Raw genomic sequence first — 12,928 nt, 5'->3', positions numbered from 1 at the left:
GTTAATTAACCCCACAGATATTCAGGAAATTGCATGATCAAGGAACGAATGACGCCAGAAGAGTTAGCCCTCCTCACTGGCTATAGCCGCCAGACCATCAATAAATGGGTACGCAAAGAGGGTTGGATTACGTCACCAAAGCCAGGCGTCCAGGGCGGGAAAGCGCGCCTGGTACATGTGAACGAAAAAGTCCGTGACTTTATCCGCAGCGCACGTCGGGCAAGTGAAACGTCCGAACTGCCAGAAGGCACCAGCCATGACGGTTCGCTTCACACCCTACTCCTGACGCTGGCCAATGAAATGACGCCGGAAGAGCAGAAGCAGATGACATCGCTGTTAATGCGGGAAGGGATTACCGGATTGTTGCAACGTTTAGGGATTCGCGATCAGAACTGATATGAAAAAATTACGTAGCAAAATGACCACGGAAGAGCTGGCGGAGAGTTTGGGCGTTGCCAGACAAACGGTTAATCGCTGGATACGCCAGCAGGGGTGGAAAACGGAAGGACTCAACGGCGTGAAGGGTGGTCGGGCACGGCTCATTCATGTAGATGCGCGCGTGAAGGAACATATTATGAGCCTTCCGGCGATCCGTAACCGTCAGGCGGTCTACCATCTCGCGGAGGTCACCACTTCCTACAGTGACCCCTCTTCAAACCTGTCTCTGGGCATTATTGAGACGCTGGAGAGTATGACTCAGCCGGAGCAGAAGCGTCTGGACGCCTTATTGAAACGCGAAGGCATACATGGCTTTCTTACGCGGCTGGGTATCACGGAATAAAAGGCATAAAAAAAACGGCAGGTTACCCTGCCGTTTTTTTATCTGAGGCGTAATTACTGCTGATTTTCACGTTCAGCGATAAAATCCAGCGCCTTGTTAATGCGCGCCACGCTGCGTGACTTGCCGATGGCATGAACCGTCACATCCAGCGCCGGAGACTGACCCGCACCGGTCACCGCAACGCGCAGTGGCATACCGACTTTACCCATACCGACTTCCAGCTCGTCTGCCGTCGCCTGAATAGCGTGATGCACATTTTCAGCAGTCCACTCGGTGAGTGCAGCCAGCTTGTCACGCACCACTTCCAGCGGCTGACGCGCAACCGGACGGAGGTGTTTCTTCGCGGCGTCCGCGTCGAACGCATCAAACTCTTCATAGAAGTAGCGGCAGCTTTCGGCAATCTCTTTCAGCGTTTTGCAGCGCTCGCCGAGCAGTTTCACCAGCTCCGCCAGTTCAGGGCCGGTGCGGGTATCAATATTTGCCTGCTCAATGTGCCACTGCAGATACGTCGCCACATATTCTGGCTGCATGGTATTGATGTAGTGATGGTTCAGCCACTGGAGCTTGTCGGTATTAAATGCGCTCGCTGATTTGCTCACAGAGCTCAGAGAAAACAGTTCGATCATCTCTTCGCGGCTGAAGATCTCCTGGTCACCGTGGGCCCAGCCCAGGCGCACCAGATAGTTCAGCAGCGCTTCCGGCAGATAGCCGTCGTCGCGATACTGCATAACGCTTACCGCACCGTGGCGTTTAGACAGTTTTTTCCCGTCATCACCGTTGATCATGGAGACGTGCGCATAGACCGGAACAGGTGCATTCAGCGCCTTCAGGATGTTGATCTGGCGTGGGGTGTTGTTGATATGGTCTTCACCACGGACAACGTGGGTAATTTCCATATCCCAGTCATCAACCACAACGCAGAAGTTGTAGGTTGGGGAACCGTCAGTACGACGGATGATCAGATCGTCCAGCTCCTGGTTGCTGAATTCAATTGGGCCGCGGATCTGGTCGTCAAAGATCACCGAGCCCTCCTGCGGGTTAGCAAAACGCACCACGCAAGGTTCATCAGCAGCATGCTCGCTATGGTCGTGGCGGCAGCGGCCATCATAGCGCGGCTTCTCACCGTTTGCCATCTGCTCTTCACGCAGCGCATCCAGACGCTCTTTGGAGCAGTAGCACTTATACGCCGTGCCCGCGACCAGCATCTCATCAATGACGGCGTTGTAACGGTCAAAGCGTTTAGTCTGGAAATACGGGCCTTCGTCCCATTCCAGATTCAGCCAGTTCATCCCATCCATAATGGCTTCAATTGCTTCTGGCGTGGAGCGCTCAAGATCGGTGTCTTCAATACGCAGCACGAACTCACCTTTGTTGTGGCGTGCGAAAAGCCAGGAATAGAGAGCGGTACGTGCACCACCGACGTGCAGATAGCCTGTCGGGCTCGGCGCGAAGCGAGTTTTGATTTTCATGAAATGGCCTTACGTTATAAAGATGCCGGCAATCGGCAAATCCTGGGGAAAAAACGATGGGCAATATTCTATCACTGTGGGGGGATTCCTCAATGTTGATCCCTTTATCGTGACCGAGTTTGCGATTTTTGTTTAGAAATCATGCGCCACAGCCCGTTTCGCGATCGTTTTGTTTAATTTTACGACGAACGAATAAAAACTTTAGAAAATGCGTTGACTCATTTTCAACTCTCCCTATAATGCGACTCCACACAGCGGGGGTGATTAGCTCAGTTGGTAGAGCATCTCCTTTACACGGAGGGGGTCGGCGGTTCGAGCCCGTCATCACCCACCATCTACTTCGGTAGACTCGCAGTGTAGATAAGAATTGAGATTGGGCGATTAGCTCAGTTGGTAGAGCATCTCCTTTACACGGAGGGGGTCGGCGGTTCGAGCCCGTCATCGCCCACCATTCTCACCTTATCGCAGCAGTTCCGAAATGGGCGATTAGCTCAGTTGGTAGAGCATCTCCTTTACACGGAGGGGGTCGGCGGTTCGAGCCCGTCATCGCCCACCATTTCGGGTCGTTAGCTCAGTTGGTAGAGCAGTTGACTTTTAATCAATTGGTCGCAGGTTCGAATCCTGCACGACCCACCAATGTAAAAAAGCGCCCTAAAGGCGCTTTTTTGCTATCTGCGATTTACATCACCAGTGTTGCAATCAACGTCTTCACCGCAGCTGTCGCCTGCTTCTCGTCATACACCACATACAAATCTGCCGGTATACGCTCTTTCAGCGGGCGGAACACCACGCCCGGCCACTGCATTTGCGCGTAGCTGTCTGCGGCGAGCGTAATCCCCATCCCCATGCTGATCATCGCCAGCACAGTTTGTGGTTCAACGGCTTCGCGCACAATCATCGGCGAAAACCCGGCCTGCTGGCAGACGCGATGTAAAAATGCCCAGTCAGAATGGGCCGACGGCATCGTGACAAAATACTCGTCCTGCAATTCTGCGAGCGCAATGGAAGGCTCCCTGACCAGCCGGTGATCTTCCGGCATCGCCACCAGAAAGGACGCCTCACGCAACCGCAGGCTGGTAAACCCCGCGGTAGGTTCCGTTGCCATTCGCCAGATCCCGACATCCAGCTCCCGGCGCTCAAGCAGCGCCATCTGCATTACCGGCGATTTTTCGCGAAAAACGACATCAACGTTCGGATGCTCTTTCAGGAAAGCGCGCATCACCGTGCGCACCTCGCTCCACATGGCGGTGCCGACAATCCCCAACTCAATGCGCCCTGCCTCACCCCGGCCAATTTGCTCGACGCGAGCCAGAGCCTGGTTTGCGCTGGCGAGCAGCCGACGGGACTCTTCCATCAGCACTTTACCGGCATGCGTCAACGCGACGCTTCGCGAGTGGCGAATAAACAGTAACGTGCCCAGCTGACTTTCCAGCTCTTTAATATGCAGGCTTAACGGCGGCTGAGACATGTTGAGACGGGCCGCAGCCCGTCCAAAATGCAGTTCCTCCGCCACGGCCAGAAAATAGCGCAGCAGCTTGAGATCGGTCCGATAGACGCGTTCCATCAAAACATATCCTGGCGATAACACTTATGCGCCTACCTTAAAGCCTTTCAGCGTCCGGAGGGAAAATTTAGTGCGCAACTGTGCGCATCCCGCTGTTTTTACAGGTGTGGCGGTAGTTAAAGCTGAAGTAAAAGACCACCGCAAGCGCCAGGGCATAGGCCGCAAATACCAGCCAGATCGTCTGCCAGTCCTTCACCCCGTCCACCGAGAAATAATCCACTGCCATACCGCTCAATACCGAACCAAAATACGCCCCGATACCGTTAACGGTCGTCATAAACAACCCTTGCGCGCTGGCGCGGATATCGGCGCTGACCTCCTGTTCAACAAATACCGAGCCTGAAATATTGAAGAAGTCGAACGCGCAGCCGTAGACAATCATTGAGAACATGAGCAGCACAAAGCCCGTCGCGGACGGATCGCCAAAGGCAAATAGCCCGAACCGCAGCATCCAGGCCACCATGCTCATCAGCATGACGGCTTTAATGCCAAATCGTCCGAGGAAGTACGGAATGGTCAGAATGAAGAACACCTCAGACATTTGCGAAACGGAGAGCAGGATGGACGGATATTTGACGATAAAGCTATCTGCATACGCCGGATTACGCGCAAAATCATGCAGGAAGGGGCTGCCAAACGTGTTGGTTATCTGCAGCACGGCGCCCAGCAGCATCGCGAATAAAAAGAACACCGCCATGCGGGGCTGTTTAAACAGGATAAACGCATTGAGGCCCAGCTTGCTTGTCAGAGACGGAGACGCTTTTGTCTTCGCAACCGGAATGGCCGGTAGCGTCAGAGAATAGATCGCCAGCAGCAGGGACGCGGCAGCCGCTATATACAGCTGCACGTTGCTCAGCTCCGCCCCCATCAGGCTTATGGCCCACATCGCGGCAATAAAGCCCACGGTGCCATACACCCGCACGCGCGGAAAATGGCTCACCGTATCCAGCCCTGCCTGTTCAAGACAGGAGTAGGAAATGGTGTTCGACAGCGCAATCGTGGGCATGAAGGCCATCGCATTCACCAGCATGACCCAAAACATCAGCCCGGGCTCATTGACCTGCGCGGCATAGCAGAGCGCGACGGCGCAGACGAGGTGGCAAATCACGTAGGCACGGTCGGCCCGCAGCCACTTGTCGGCAATAATCCCCACCAGCGAAGGCATAACGATCGCGGCAAGTCCTTTGGAGCTGTAAACCATGCCCACGTCGGAGCCGGTAAAGTGTAGGGTGTTGATCATGTAAGCGCCCAGGGTAACCAGCCAGCTCCCCCAGATAAAATATTGCATAAAGGACATCATCTTTAAGCGAGTCGTGATGTTCATAACCCATTCCTTATAGCAGTGTGGCCCTGGCGGGCCACTTTATTGTTTTACTCAGGCAATATGGCGAAGAAAACCGCAGATAAGATTGATAAAGTTCTGGCGGGAGAGCTCGGCGGCGGCAAGGGTTTGTTCATGCGAGAGTTTGACCTCACCCAGACCTTCGGCGAGATTGGTAATTGCAGAAACGGCCACGACCTTCAGGCCGCAGTGGCGCGCGGAAATCACTTCCGGCACCACGGACATCCCCACCACATCGCCGCCGATAATCTGCATCATGCGGATCTCGGCCGCCGTCTCGAAGTTCGGGCCGGGATAAGAGACAAACACCCCTTCATGCAGCGGGAAGCCTTCTTTCGTTGCCACGGTTTGTAAAACGGCACGGTAATCCGCGTCGTAAGCATTGGCCAGAGAGAAGAAACGATCGCCAAAGCGCTCATCGTTCAGCCCCACCATCGGCGTGCCCGGCATGGTGTTGATATGGTCGCTCAGGGCAACCAGGCTTCCTGGCTGAACCTCCGGGCGCAGCGAGCCCGCTGCATTGGTGCTAAACAGCAACTCGCATCCGAGCAGCGCAAAGGTGCGGATCGCATCGGTCATGATGGTCATCCCGCGCCCTTCATAGAAATGGCCGCGCCCCTTCATGCAGGCCACAGGCACCCCGGCCAGATGTCCGAGCACCAGCTCGCCGGCATGTCCATGCACGGTGCTCACCGGGAAGCCCGGCAGCTTTTCGTAGCTCAGAGAAACGGCGTCATCAATCTGGTCGGCGAGCGCGCCCAGGCCAGAGCCGAGAATAAACGCCACGCGAGGCGTGAAGTTCGACTTAGCGGCGCGAATGATATCGGCACAGTACCACGGGTTATTCGAGAGGGTCATAGAGGCTCCTTAAGGATTAAGATCGCGATAGCGGGGATCGCATGACTTACGTCTTATATCCGCAGCCTGCCGGTGACCTCCAATACACTTTCACCGCACCATCAATACTGATTGTGTATCGATGCAACTCCCTGCCAGATATGGCAGTTTTGCTCAAGCTAATCCCGTCGGTGCCGATACCTCTGTTTTATAACGCGAGGAAAAAGTATGACGACCATTCAGGCTTCAACCCAACAGATTCAAACCAGCGGCGCGAGTGGAACTTCGAGCAGTAACGATATCTCTGCGCAAATCACCCGCATTCTCGACAAGATCAAAAAGCTGACTCAGCAGTTAAAAGAACTGGCAAACAGTCCCGTCAGCACCGATGAGAAGAAGAAGCAGCAGGAACTTATTCAGACCCAGATCAAAGTGCTGCAGGCGCAGCTCGCCGCGCTGCAGCGCCAGCAGGCCGAAGAGGCCCAGAAGAAGCAGGATCAAAAGCTGGGCAAAGTGGAAGGGGTGAACAGCCCGTCAGACACTAATCAGATTGATATCTACATCTAATCTTCTGATGCGTTAAACAGTGGGTCGCGTATGCGGGCTTCGGTTAATCGTTGTGCCTGGATACGCACCACTTCCCAGATAGCCTGCGCCGCCCCCGAGAGTGAACGATTTTTTCGCCGCACCAGCATCAGCTTTCGCTCGACAACGGGCGTTAATCGCCTGACGGCCAGCCGGCTTCCCTGCGGCAGGGGAAGCGCCAGGGCGGGCAAGACGCTGATGCCGATGCCGGCTTCCACCATCGGAAACAGCGTCGCCGGGTGACCAATCTCCTGCACGATAGCTGCCTTTACCCCCTGATTCACCAGCGCGGAATCAATCAGCGGACGGCTGCCCGAGGCATAATCCTGTAAAACCAGGTTCGCGCCCTGCAGGGACGGCCAGCTGACCTCCGGCAACGTGGCCAGCGGATCGTCGTCACGGCAGAGCAGCAAAAAGGGCTCAGAAAGCACGCTTTCGCACGCCAGATCGCTCACCTGGCCGGGATCGATAACAATACCAAAATCCACATCTCCCTGGCGGATACTCTCCAGCACCCACTGCTGCGGCCTGTCATGCAGGACAAAATCAATGTCCGGGTAGCGATGGCTGCCCTCGGCAATACACTGCGGGATAAGGTGCGCAGAGATCGTCTGACTGGCCGCGACGCGCACGGTCCCCGAAAGCTGCTGCCCCAGCCTCCCCACGTCTCTGAGCGTACTGTTCAGCTCATCCAGCAGCCGTTCGAGGCGCTGGGCCAGCTGCTGCCCTGCTTCGGTCAACACCACTTCGCGCGTGGTGCGGTCAAGCAACTTCACCCCGGTCTGATTCTCCAGCTCTTTCACGCTGTGGCTGACCGCCGACTGGCTCAGACCAATCATCTCCCCTGCCCGGCTAAAGCTGCGGGCATGCGCAACGGTGACGAAAATACGAAGCTGACGTAAGGAATAATTCATCTGTTTCATTCATGAATGGATGCAATAAATCAATTTTATTTCTCAAATGGAAAAAAGCACAATAGCGATATCTGATTTCAGGAGTCATTATGAAACTATTTCGTATTCTTGATCCGTTCACGCTTACCCTCGTAGTTACCGTTCTGCTGGCCTCGTTTTTCCCGGCCCGCGGCGGTTTCGTCCCGTTCTTTGAAGGGCTGACCACGGCGGCCATCGCCCTGCTGTTCTTTATGCATGGCGCAAAACTTTCCCGCGAGGCCATTATCGCAGGCGGCGGACACTGGCGACTGCATCTGTGGGTGATGTGCAGCACATTCATTCTGTTCCCGATACTCGGCGTGCTGTTTGCCTGGTGGGCCCCGGTCAATGTCGACCCAGCCCTGTATACCGGGTTCCTGTATCTGTGCATTCTCCCCGCTACCGTGCAGTCTGCCATCGCCTTTACCTCGCTGGCAGGCGGCAACGTAGCGGCAGCCGTTTGTTCAGCATCCGCCTCCAGCCTGTTAGGGATTTTCGTCTCTCCGCTGCTGGTGGGCCTGCTGATGAACATGCACGGTGCGGAAGGTAACCTGGAGCAGGTCGGCAAAATTTGTCTGCAGCTGCTGCTGCCGTTTGTGCTGGGGCATCTTTCCCGACCGTGGACCGGCGCGTTTGTGGCGAAGCATAAAAAATGGATTTCAAAAACCGACCAGACCTCGATTCTCCTGGTGGTTTACTCCGCCTTTAGCGAAGCGGTCGTGAACGGGATCTGGCACAAGGTGGGTGCAGGCTCGCTGCTGTTTATCGTGGTGGTCAGCATCGTCCTGCTGGCGATTGTGATTGCGGTAAACGTCTTTGTGGCACGCAGGTGCGGCTTCAACAAAGCGGATGAAATTACGATTGTGTTCTGCGGTTCGAAAAAGAGCCTGGCGAACGGTATCCCGATGGCCAACATTCTGTTCCCGACCTCGGTGATTGGGATGATGGTGCTGCCGCTGATGATTTTCCATCAGATCCAGCTGATGGTCTGCGCGGTGCTGGCGCGTCGCTACAAGCGCCAGACCGAGAAGCTGGCGCAGGAAGAGACCCGCGCCGCGAAGGCTTAAGGACGTTTCAGGGGCTGAACCAGCTGGGTCAGCCCCTCGGTTTTGATCAGTAACGTGATAGCCATCAGCTCGCCCAGCCGCCCTGCCGGGAATTGATCCTTGCGGGCAAACCACAGCAGATACTCCTCCGGCAAATCAATCAGCCTGCGGCCCTTATATTTACCGAACGGCATCTCCGTATTGGCGATCTCAACGAGCTGTTCTTTCTCCACGTTACTCTCCTAACAGACGCATCATTTCCGCTTCGTCAATCACCGCAATGCCGAGCTCCTGGGCTTTCGCCAGCTTCGAACCCGCCGCTTCACCGGCGATCACCAGGTCGGTTTTCTTCGACACGCTGCCCGCCACTTTGGCCCCCAGCGCCACCAGACGCGCTTTCGCATCGTCGCGTGAAAGCTGGCTCAGGCTACCGGTCAGGACTACCGTTTTACCGGCGAACGGGCTGTCGATCTCTTCGGCGTTAACCACCACTGGCGCGGGCCACCTGATACCCTCCTCCAGCAGCTTGCCGATGACTTCACGGTTGCTCTCTTCGGCAAAGAAGTTAAAGACGTGCGTGGCGACGACGATGCCGACGTCCGGGACTTTTTGCAGCTCGTCGATGCTTGCCTTTTCCAGCGCCTCCAACGTGCCAAAGTACGCCGCCAGGCCCGCGGCCGTCGCCTCACCCACTTCACGAATGCCCAGCGCGTACAGGAAGCGGGCGAAGGTGGTCTCTTTGGCGGCTTCCAGCGCGTTCACCACGTTCTGGGCTGACTTTGGCCCCATTCGATCCAGACCGGTCAGTTTACCTGCCGTCAGCCTGAAGAGATCCGCTGGCGTGTGGACATACTCTTTCTCAACCAGCTGGTCGATAATCTTATCCCCCATGCCGTCGACGTCCATTGCGCGACGAGAAACGAAGTGCTTCAGCGACTCTTTACGCTGCGCGCCACAGATTAAGCCGCCCGTACAGCGAGCCACCGCTTCGCCTTCCACACGCTCGACGTCAGAACCGCACACCGGGCAGTGTGTCGGGAAGACGATCTCGCGCGTTTCGGCAGGGCGTTCTGACTCCACGACGTTAACCACCTGCGGGATCACATCGCCCGCGCGGCGGATCACCACTTTGTCACCAATGCGCAGGCCCAGGCGTTCGATTTCATCGGCGTTATGCAGCGTGGCATTACTCACCAGCACGCCCGCTACCTGCACGGGCTCGAGACGGGCAACCGGGGTAATGGCACCCGTACGGCCGACCTGGAACTCTACGTCGCGGACGAAGGTCATCTGCTCCTGAGCAGGAAACTTAAACGCCACCGCCCAGCGCGGCGCGCGCGCCACAAAGCCCAGCTGTTCCTGCAGCGCCAGTGAATTCACCTTGATGACGACGCCATCAATATCAAACCCGAGCGTCGGACGGTCCTCTTCCACCTTGTGGTAGAACGCCAGTACCGCTTCCGGCGAGTCGCAGAGCTGAACGCGGTTGCTCACCGGCAGGCCCCACGCTTTAAACTGCAGCAGACGCCCGAGGTGCGTGTCCGGCAGCTCGCCGCCCTCAAGAATCCCCACACCGTAGCAGAAGAAAGTAAGCGGTCGCTTCGCGGTGATACGCGGGTCAAGCTGGCGCAGAGAGCCCGCCGCCGCATTACGCGGGTTGGCAAACACCTTCCCGCCGGTGCGACGCGCCTCTTCGTTAATTTTCTCGAAGCCCGCCTGGGGCAGGAACACCTCGCCGCGCACTTCCAGACGCGCAGGAATGTTGTCACCCTGCAGTCTCAGCGGGATCGCGCGGATGGTACGCACGTTGGTGGTGATGTCTTCGCCCGTCGTGCCGTCGCCACGCGTCGCGGCGCGCACCAGCACGCCGTTTTCGTAGAGAAGACTGACCGCCAGGCCATCCAGCTTGAGCTCGCAGCACCAGGTGAGGGAGTCGCTGCTTTTCAGGCGATCCTGCACGCGCTTGTTAAACGCCAGAAAGCTCTCTTCATCGAAGACGTTATCCAGCGACAGCATCGGCACCTCGTGGCGCACCTGGCTGAACGCCCCCAGCGGCTCAGCGCCGACGCGCTGAGTGGGGGAGTCCGGCGTAATGAGCTCCGGATGCTGCGCCTCTAGCTCGCGCAGCTCGCGCATCAGGCGGTCATATTCCGCATCCGGGACTTCCGGCGCGTCCATAACATGATAGAGATATTCATGATGGCGAAGCGTGGTTCGCAGTTCAGTGAGTTGTTGTTCGATTGAGTCCATATCGCACCATCAATGAGAAAAAACCCCCGACAGGCGGGGGTTGAGGAGGAGTTGAAGTAAACGCGACGATTACGCGTTAGCTTCCTTAACTTCGCGGATGCGGTCCTGATACTCGCGCAGCTTCTGCGGGGTCATCATTCGACGCTGATCGTCGAGCACCACGCCGCCAACTTCGTCAGCGATGTGCTGAGCGGACTGCAGCATCAGCTTGAAGTTTTGCAGTTCGTCGCCGTAGGACGGCACCTGCATAAAGATAGTCACGCCCGGGGTCACGAAATCACCGGTCATTTCCGGATCAAAGGTGCCAGGGTTAACCATGTTGGCCAGGCTGAACAGCGCCGGGCCGCTACCGTCAGGGCTCAGGTGGCGATGGAAAATGTTCATATCGCCAAACTTGAAGCCTGCCTGTTGAATACTGTTGAGCAGCACGTCACCGTTGAGATGGCTGCCGTGATGCGCGGCCACGTTCATGATGATCACCGCTTCTTTACGCTGCGGTTTTTCAACAACCGGCTCTGGCTCTACAACGGGCTCAGGCTCAACGTGCTGTGCCGGAGCGGGCTGAGGCGCAGGCTGCACGTGAACAGGCTGCTGCGGCTGTTGTACCGGCTGAGCAGGCTGTTGTTGCACGGGCTGCTGCACCGGTTGCTGTTGAACCGGCTGGGCAGGCTGCTGATAGACAGGCTGTTGCGGCGGCTGGCGCACCGGCTCTTCCACAGGCTGCGGCGCTGGCTGGCGCGGCTGTGCAGAAGCATACGGCGGTTGATACTGGTGCTGCGAAGGACGAGGCGCTTCATGCTCCCCATGGCCTGCGCCGGGCGCAGTATTGACCCGATGAACACGAACTTCACCCACGCCGTCGTCATCGCTGCCGTCGATGTCATCTTCACTGTCATCGTCGTCACGACTGGACTTCATGCGCTTCAGTGGGCGATCGCGAAACATCGAGGAACGCTCTTTACGGCTGGTCCAGAAACCATGTACCAGTAAAGCGATTATGGCGATCGCGCCAACAATGATTAATATCAGACGCAAATCCTGCATCATTATATTCTCTGTTGTTCTAACACCTTGCCACCACGGCAAACATTTACTCACTAAGAGTATTTGCCGTTTACGTCAAGTGCAAGTGTGTGCAGAGCATTCACAGCATAAAGATGAAGGAAATCGTGCTTTTTGCTGGTTTTTCGAACATTTCCGAACTGGTCATTGCTCCGTAAGTGGATAATATAGGCGGGCAATTCCACTGGTTGTGTAAAAAGGAGTACAGCCTGGCTATGGTTTCAACATCTTCTTCTCCCCCGCGCAGCGGCGTCTGGTATTTTTCTCAGGGCTGGAAACTGGTCTCCCTGCCGGGGATTCGACGCTTCGTCATTCTCCCGCTGTTGATCAACATTATTCTGATGGGCGGCGCGTTCTGGTGGCTGTTCACAAAGCTGGAGAGCTGGATCCCGTCGCTGATGAGCCATGTGCCGGACTGGCTACAGTGGCTTAACTACCTGCTCTGGCCGGTGGCGGTGATCTCCGTGCTGCTGGTGTTTGGGTATTTTTTCTCGACGATTGCGAACTGGATAGCCGCTCCGTTTAACGGTCTGCTGGCGGAACAGCTGGAAGCGCGGCTTACCGGCGCAACGCCGCCGGATACGGGCGTGCTGGGGATCATGAAAGACCTGCCACGCATCATGAAGCGCGAGTGGCAAAAGTTTGCCTGGTACCTGCCCCGCGCGATCGTGCTGCTTATCCTCTACTTTGTGCCAGGCATTGGCCAGACGGTGGCGCCGGTGCTGTGGTTCCTGTTCAGCGCCTGGATGCTGGCCATTCAGTACTGCGATTATCCGTTCGATAACCACAAGGTGCCGTTTAAAGCGATGCGCACCGCCCTGCGCAGCCAGAAGGTCGCCAATATGCAGTTTGGCGCGCTGACCAGCCTGTTCACCATGATTCCCTTCCTGAATCTGTTCATCATGCCCGTCGCCGTCTGCGGCGCGACGGCGATGTGGGTCGACTGCTACCGTGCTAAGCACGCGTTATGGAAATAATGCAAAAATGTGTAAAGCAGGGGTGGCTTATGCCGCCCCTTATTCCATACTGATCCCCATTATTTCCTTGCAGTATATAGATA

Annotated in this window: 13 protein-coding genes and 4 tRNA genes; 9 read left to right on the top strand and 8 right to left on the bottom strand. The window is 56.4% G+C overall.

Annotation, left to right across the window (positions count from 1 at the left end; translation table 11 throughout):
• Positions 1-33 precede the first annotated feature (33 nt).
• A complete protein-coding gene (locus NQ230_RS06700) occupies positions 34-396 on the top strand; it encodes a YfeC-like transcriptional regulator (RefSeq protein WP_048992413.1) in 363 nt (120 codons plus the stop codon).
• A gap of 1 nt (position 397) precedes the next feature.
• Positions 398-781, top strand: coding sequence for a YfeC-like transcriptional regulator (locus NQ230_RS06695; protein WP_159514636.1), 384 nt, complete (start codon positions 398-400; stop codon positions 779-781).
• Between the two features lie 53 nt (positions 782-834).
• On the opposite strand, the gene gltX is transcribed toward NQ230_RS06695, so the two are convergent.
• Positions 835-2,250: a glutamate--tRNA ligase gene (gene gltX, locus NQ230_RS06690; RefSeq protein WP_257260524.1), complete on the bottom strand. Its 1,416-nt coding sequence runs from the start codon at positions 2,248-2,250 to the stop codon at positions 835-837.
• 258 nt (positions 2,251-2,508) lie between these two features.
• On the opposite strand from gltX, the gene NQ230_RS06685 reads away from it, so the two are divergent.
• The 4 genes from NQ230_RS06685 to NQ230_RS06670 all read left to right on the top strand — a co-directional run bounded on the left by NQ230_RS06685 (position 2,509) and on the right by NQ230_RS06670 (position 2,886).
• Positions 2,509-2,584: transfer RNA gene (locus NQ230_RS06685), tRNA-Val, on the top strand.
• A 41-nt stretch (positions 2,585-2,625) separates the two neighbouring features.
• Positions 2,626-2,701: transfer RNA gene (locus tag NQ230_RS06680), tRNA-Val, on the top strand.
• 29 nt (positions 2,702-2,730) lie between these two features.
• Positions 2,731-2,806, top strand: a tRNA-Val gene (locus tag NQ230_RS06675).
• Positions 2,807-2,810: 4 nt separating this feature from the next.
• Positions 2,811-2,886: transfer RNA gene (locus tag NQ230_RS06670), tRNA-Lys, on the top strand.
• A 43-nt stretch (positions 2,887-2,929) separates the two neighbouring features.
• Here the strand turns inward: NQ230_RS06670 and NQ230_RS06665 are convergent.
• From NQ230_RS06665 to xapA, 3 genes are all read right to left on the bottom strand, one after another.
• A complete protein-coding gene (locus NQ230_RS06665; protein ID WP_257260523.1) occupies positions 2,930-3,814 on the bottom strand; it encodes a LysR family transcriptional regulator in 885 nt (294 codons plus the stop codon).
• Between the two features lie 67 nt (positions 3,815-3,881).
• Positions 3,882-5,138 carry a nucleoside permease gene (locus NQ230_RS06660; RefSeq protein WP_257260522.1) on the bottom strand — a complete coding sequence of 419 codons (1,257 nt, stop codon included), beginning with the start codon at positions 5,136-5,138 and terminating at the stop codon, positions 3,882-3,884.
• A gap of 51 nt (positions 5,139-5,189) precedes the next feature.
• A complete protein-coding gene (gene xapA, locus NQ230_RS06655; protein WP_257260511.1) occupies positions 5,190-6,014 on the bottom strand; it encodes a xanthosine phosphorylase in 825 nt (274 codons plus the stop codon).
• A 207-nt stretch (positions 6,015-6,221) separates the two neighbouring features.
• Here xapA and NQ230_RS06650 point away from each other — a divergent pair, with 207 nt between their 5' ends.
• A complete protein-coding gene (locus NQ230_RS06650; protein ID WP_029740388.1) occupies positions 6,222-6,560 on the top strand; it encodes a FlxA-like family protein in 339 nt (112 codons plus the stop codon).
• On the opposite strand, the gene NQ230_RS06645 is transcribed toward NQ230_RS06650, so the two are convergent.
• A complete protein-coding gene (locus NQ230_RS06645; protein ID WP_257260509.1) occupies positions 6,557-7,492 on the bottom strand; it encodes a LysR family transcriptional regulator in 936 nt (311 codons plus the stop codon). The genes NQ230_RS06650 and NQ230_RS06645 overlap by 4 nt on opposite strands.
• A gap of 89 nt (positions 7,493-7,581) precedes the next feature.
• On the opposite strand from NQ230_RS06645, the gene NQ230_RS06640 reads away from it, so the two are divergent.
• A complete protein-coding gene (locus NQ230_RS06640) occupies positions 7,582-8,577 on the top strand; it encodes a bile acid:sodium symporter family protein (RefSeq protein WP_023332950.1) in 996 nt (331 codons plus the stop codon).
• Here the strand turns inward: NQ230_RS06640 and NQ230_RS06635 are convergent.
• The 3 genes from NQ230_RS06635 to zipA form a co-directional block, all read right to left on the bottom strand.
• The gene (locus NQ230_RS06635; RefSeq protein ID WP_121425215.1) at positions 8,574-8,789 is read right to left on the bottom strand and encodes a DUF3820 family protein; all 216 of its coding nucleotides are present in this window, start codon (positions 8,787-8,789) and stop codon (positions 8,574-8,576) included. The genes NQ230_RS06640 and NQ230_RS06635 overlap by 4 nt on opposite strands.
• A 1-nt stretch (position 8,790) precedes the next feature.
• A complete protein-coding gene (ligA, locus tag NQ230_RS06630) occupies positions 8,791-10,806 on the bottom strand; it encodes an NAD-dependent DNA ligase LigA (protein WP_121425213.1) in 2,016 nt (671 codons plus the stop codon).
• 69 nt (positions 10,807-10,875) lie between these two features.
• Entirely contained in the window at positions 10,876-11,853 is a 978-nt protein-coding gene (gene zipA / locus NQ230_RS06625) for a cell division protein ZipA (protein ID WP_257260507.1), read from the bottom strand.
• 230 nt (positions 11,854-12,083) lie between these two features.
• Here zipA and cysZ point away from each other — a divergent pair, with 230 nt between their 5' ends.
• Entirely contained in the window at positions 12,084-12,845 is a 762-nt protein-coding gene (gene cysZ / locus NQ230_RS06620) for a sulfate transporter CysZ (RefSeq protein WP_159514642.1), read from the top strand.
• The last annotated feature ends 83 nt before the right edge of the window (positions 12,846-12,928 follow it).

It is taken from the genome of Enterobacter asburiae, assembly GCF_024599655.1.
Taxonomy (GTDB): domain Bacteria; phylum Pseudomonadota; class Gammaproteobacteria; order Enterobacterales; family Enterobacteriaceae; genus Enterobacter; species Enterobacter asburiae_D.
Note: the sequence above shows the minus strand (reverse complement) of the source record. Positions and strands in the feature narration are given on the sequence as shown.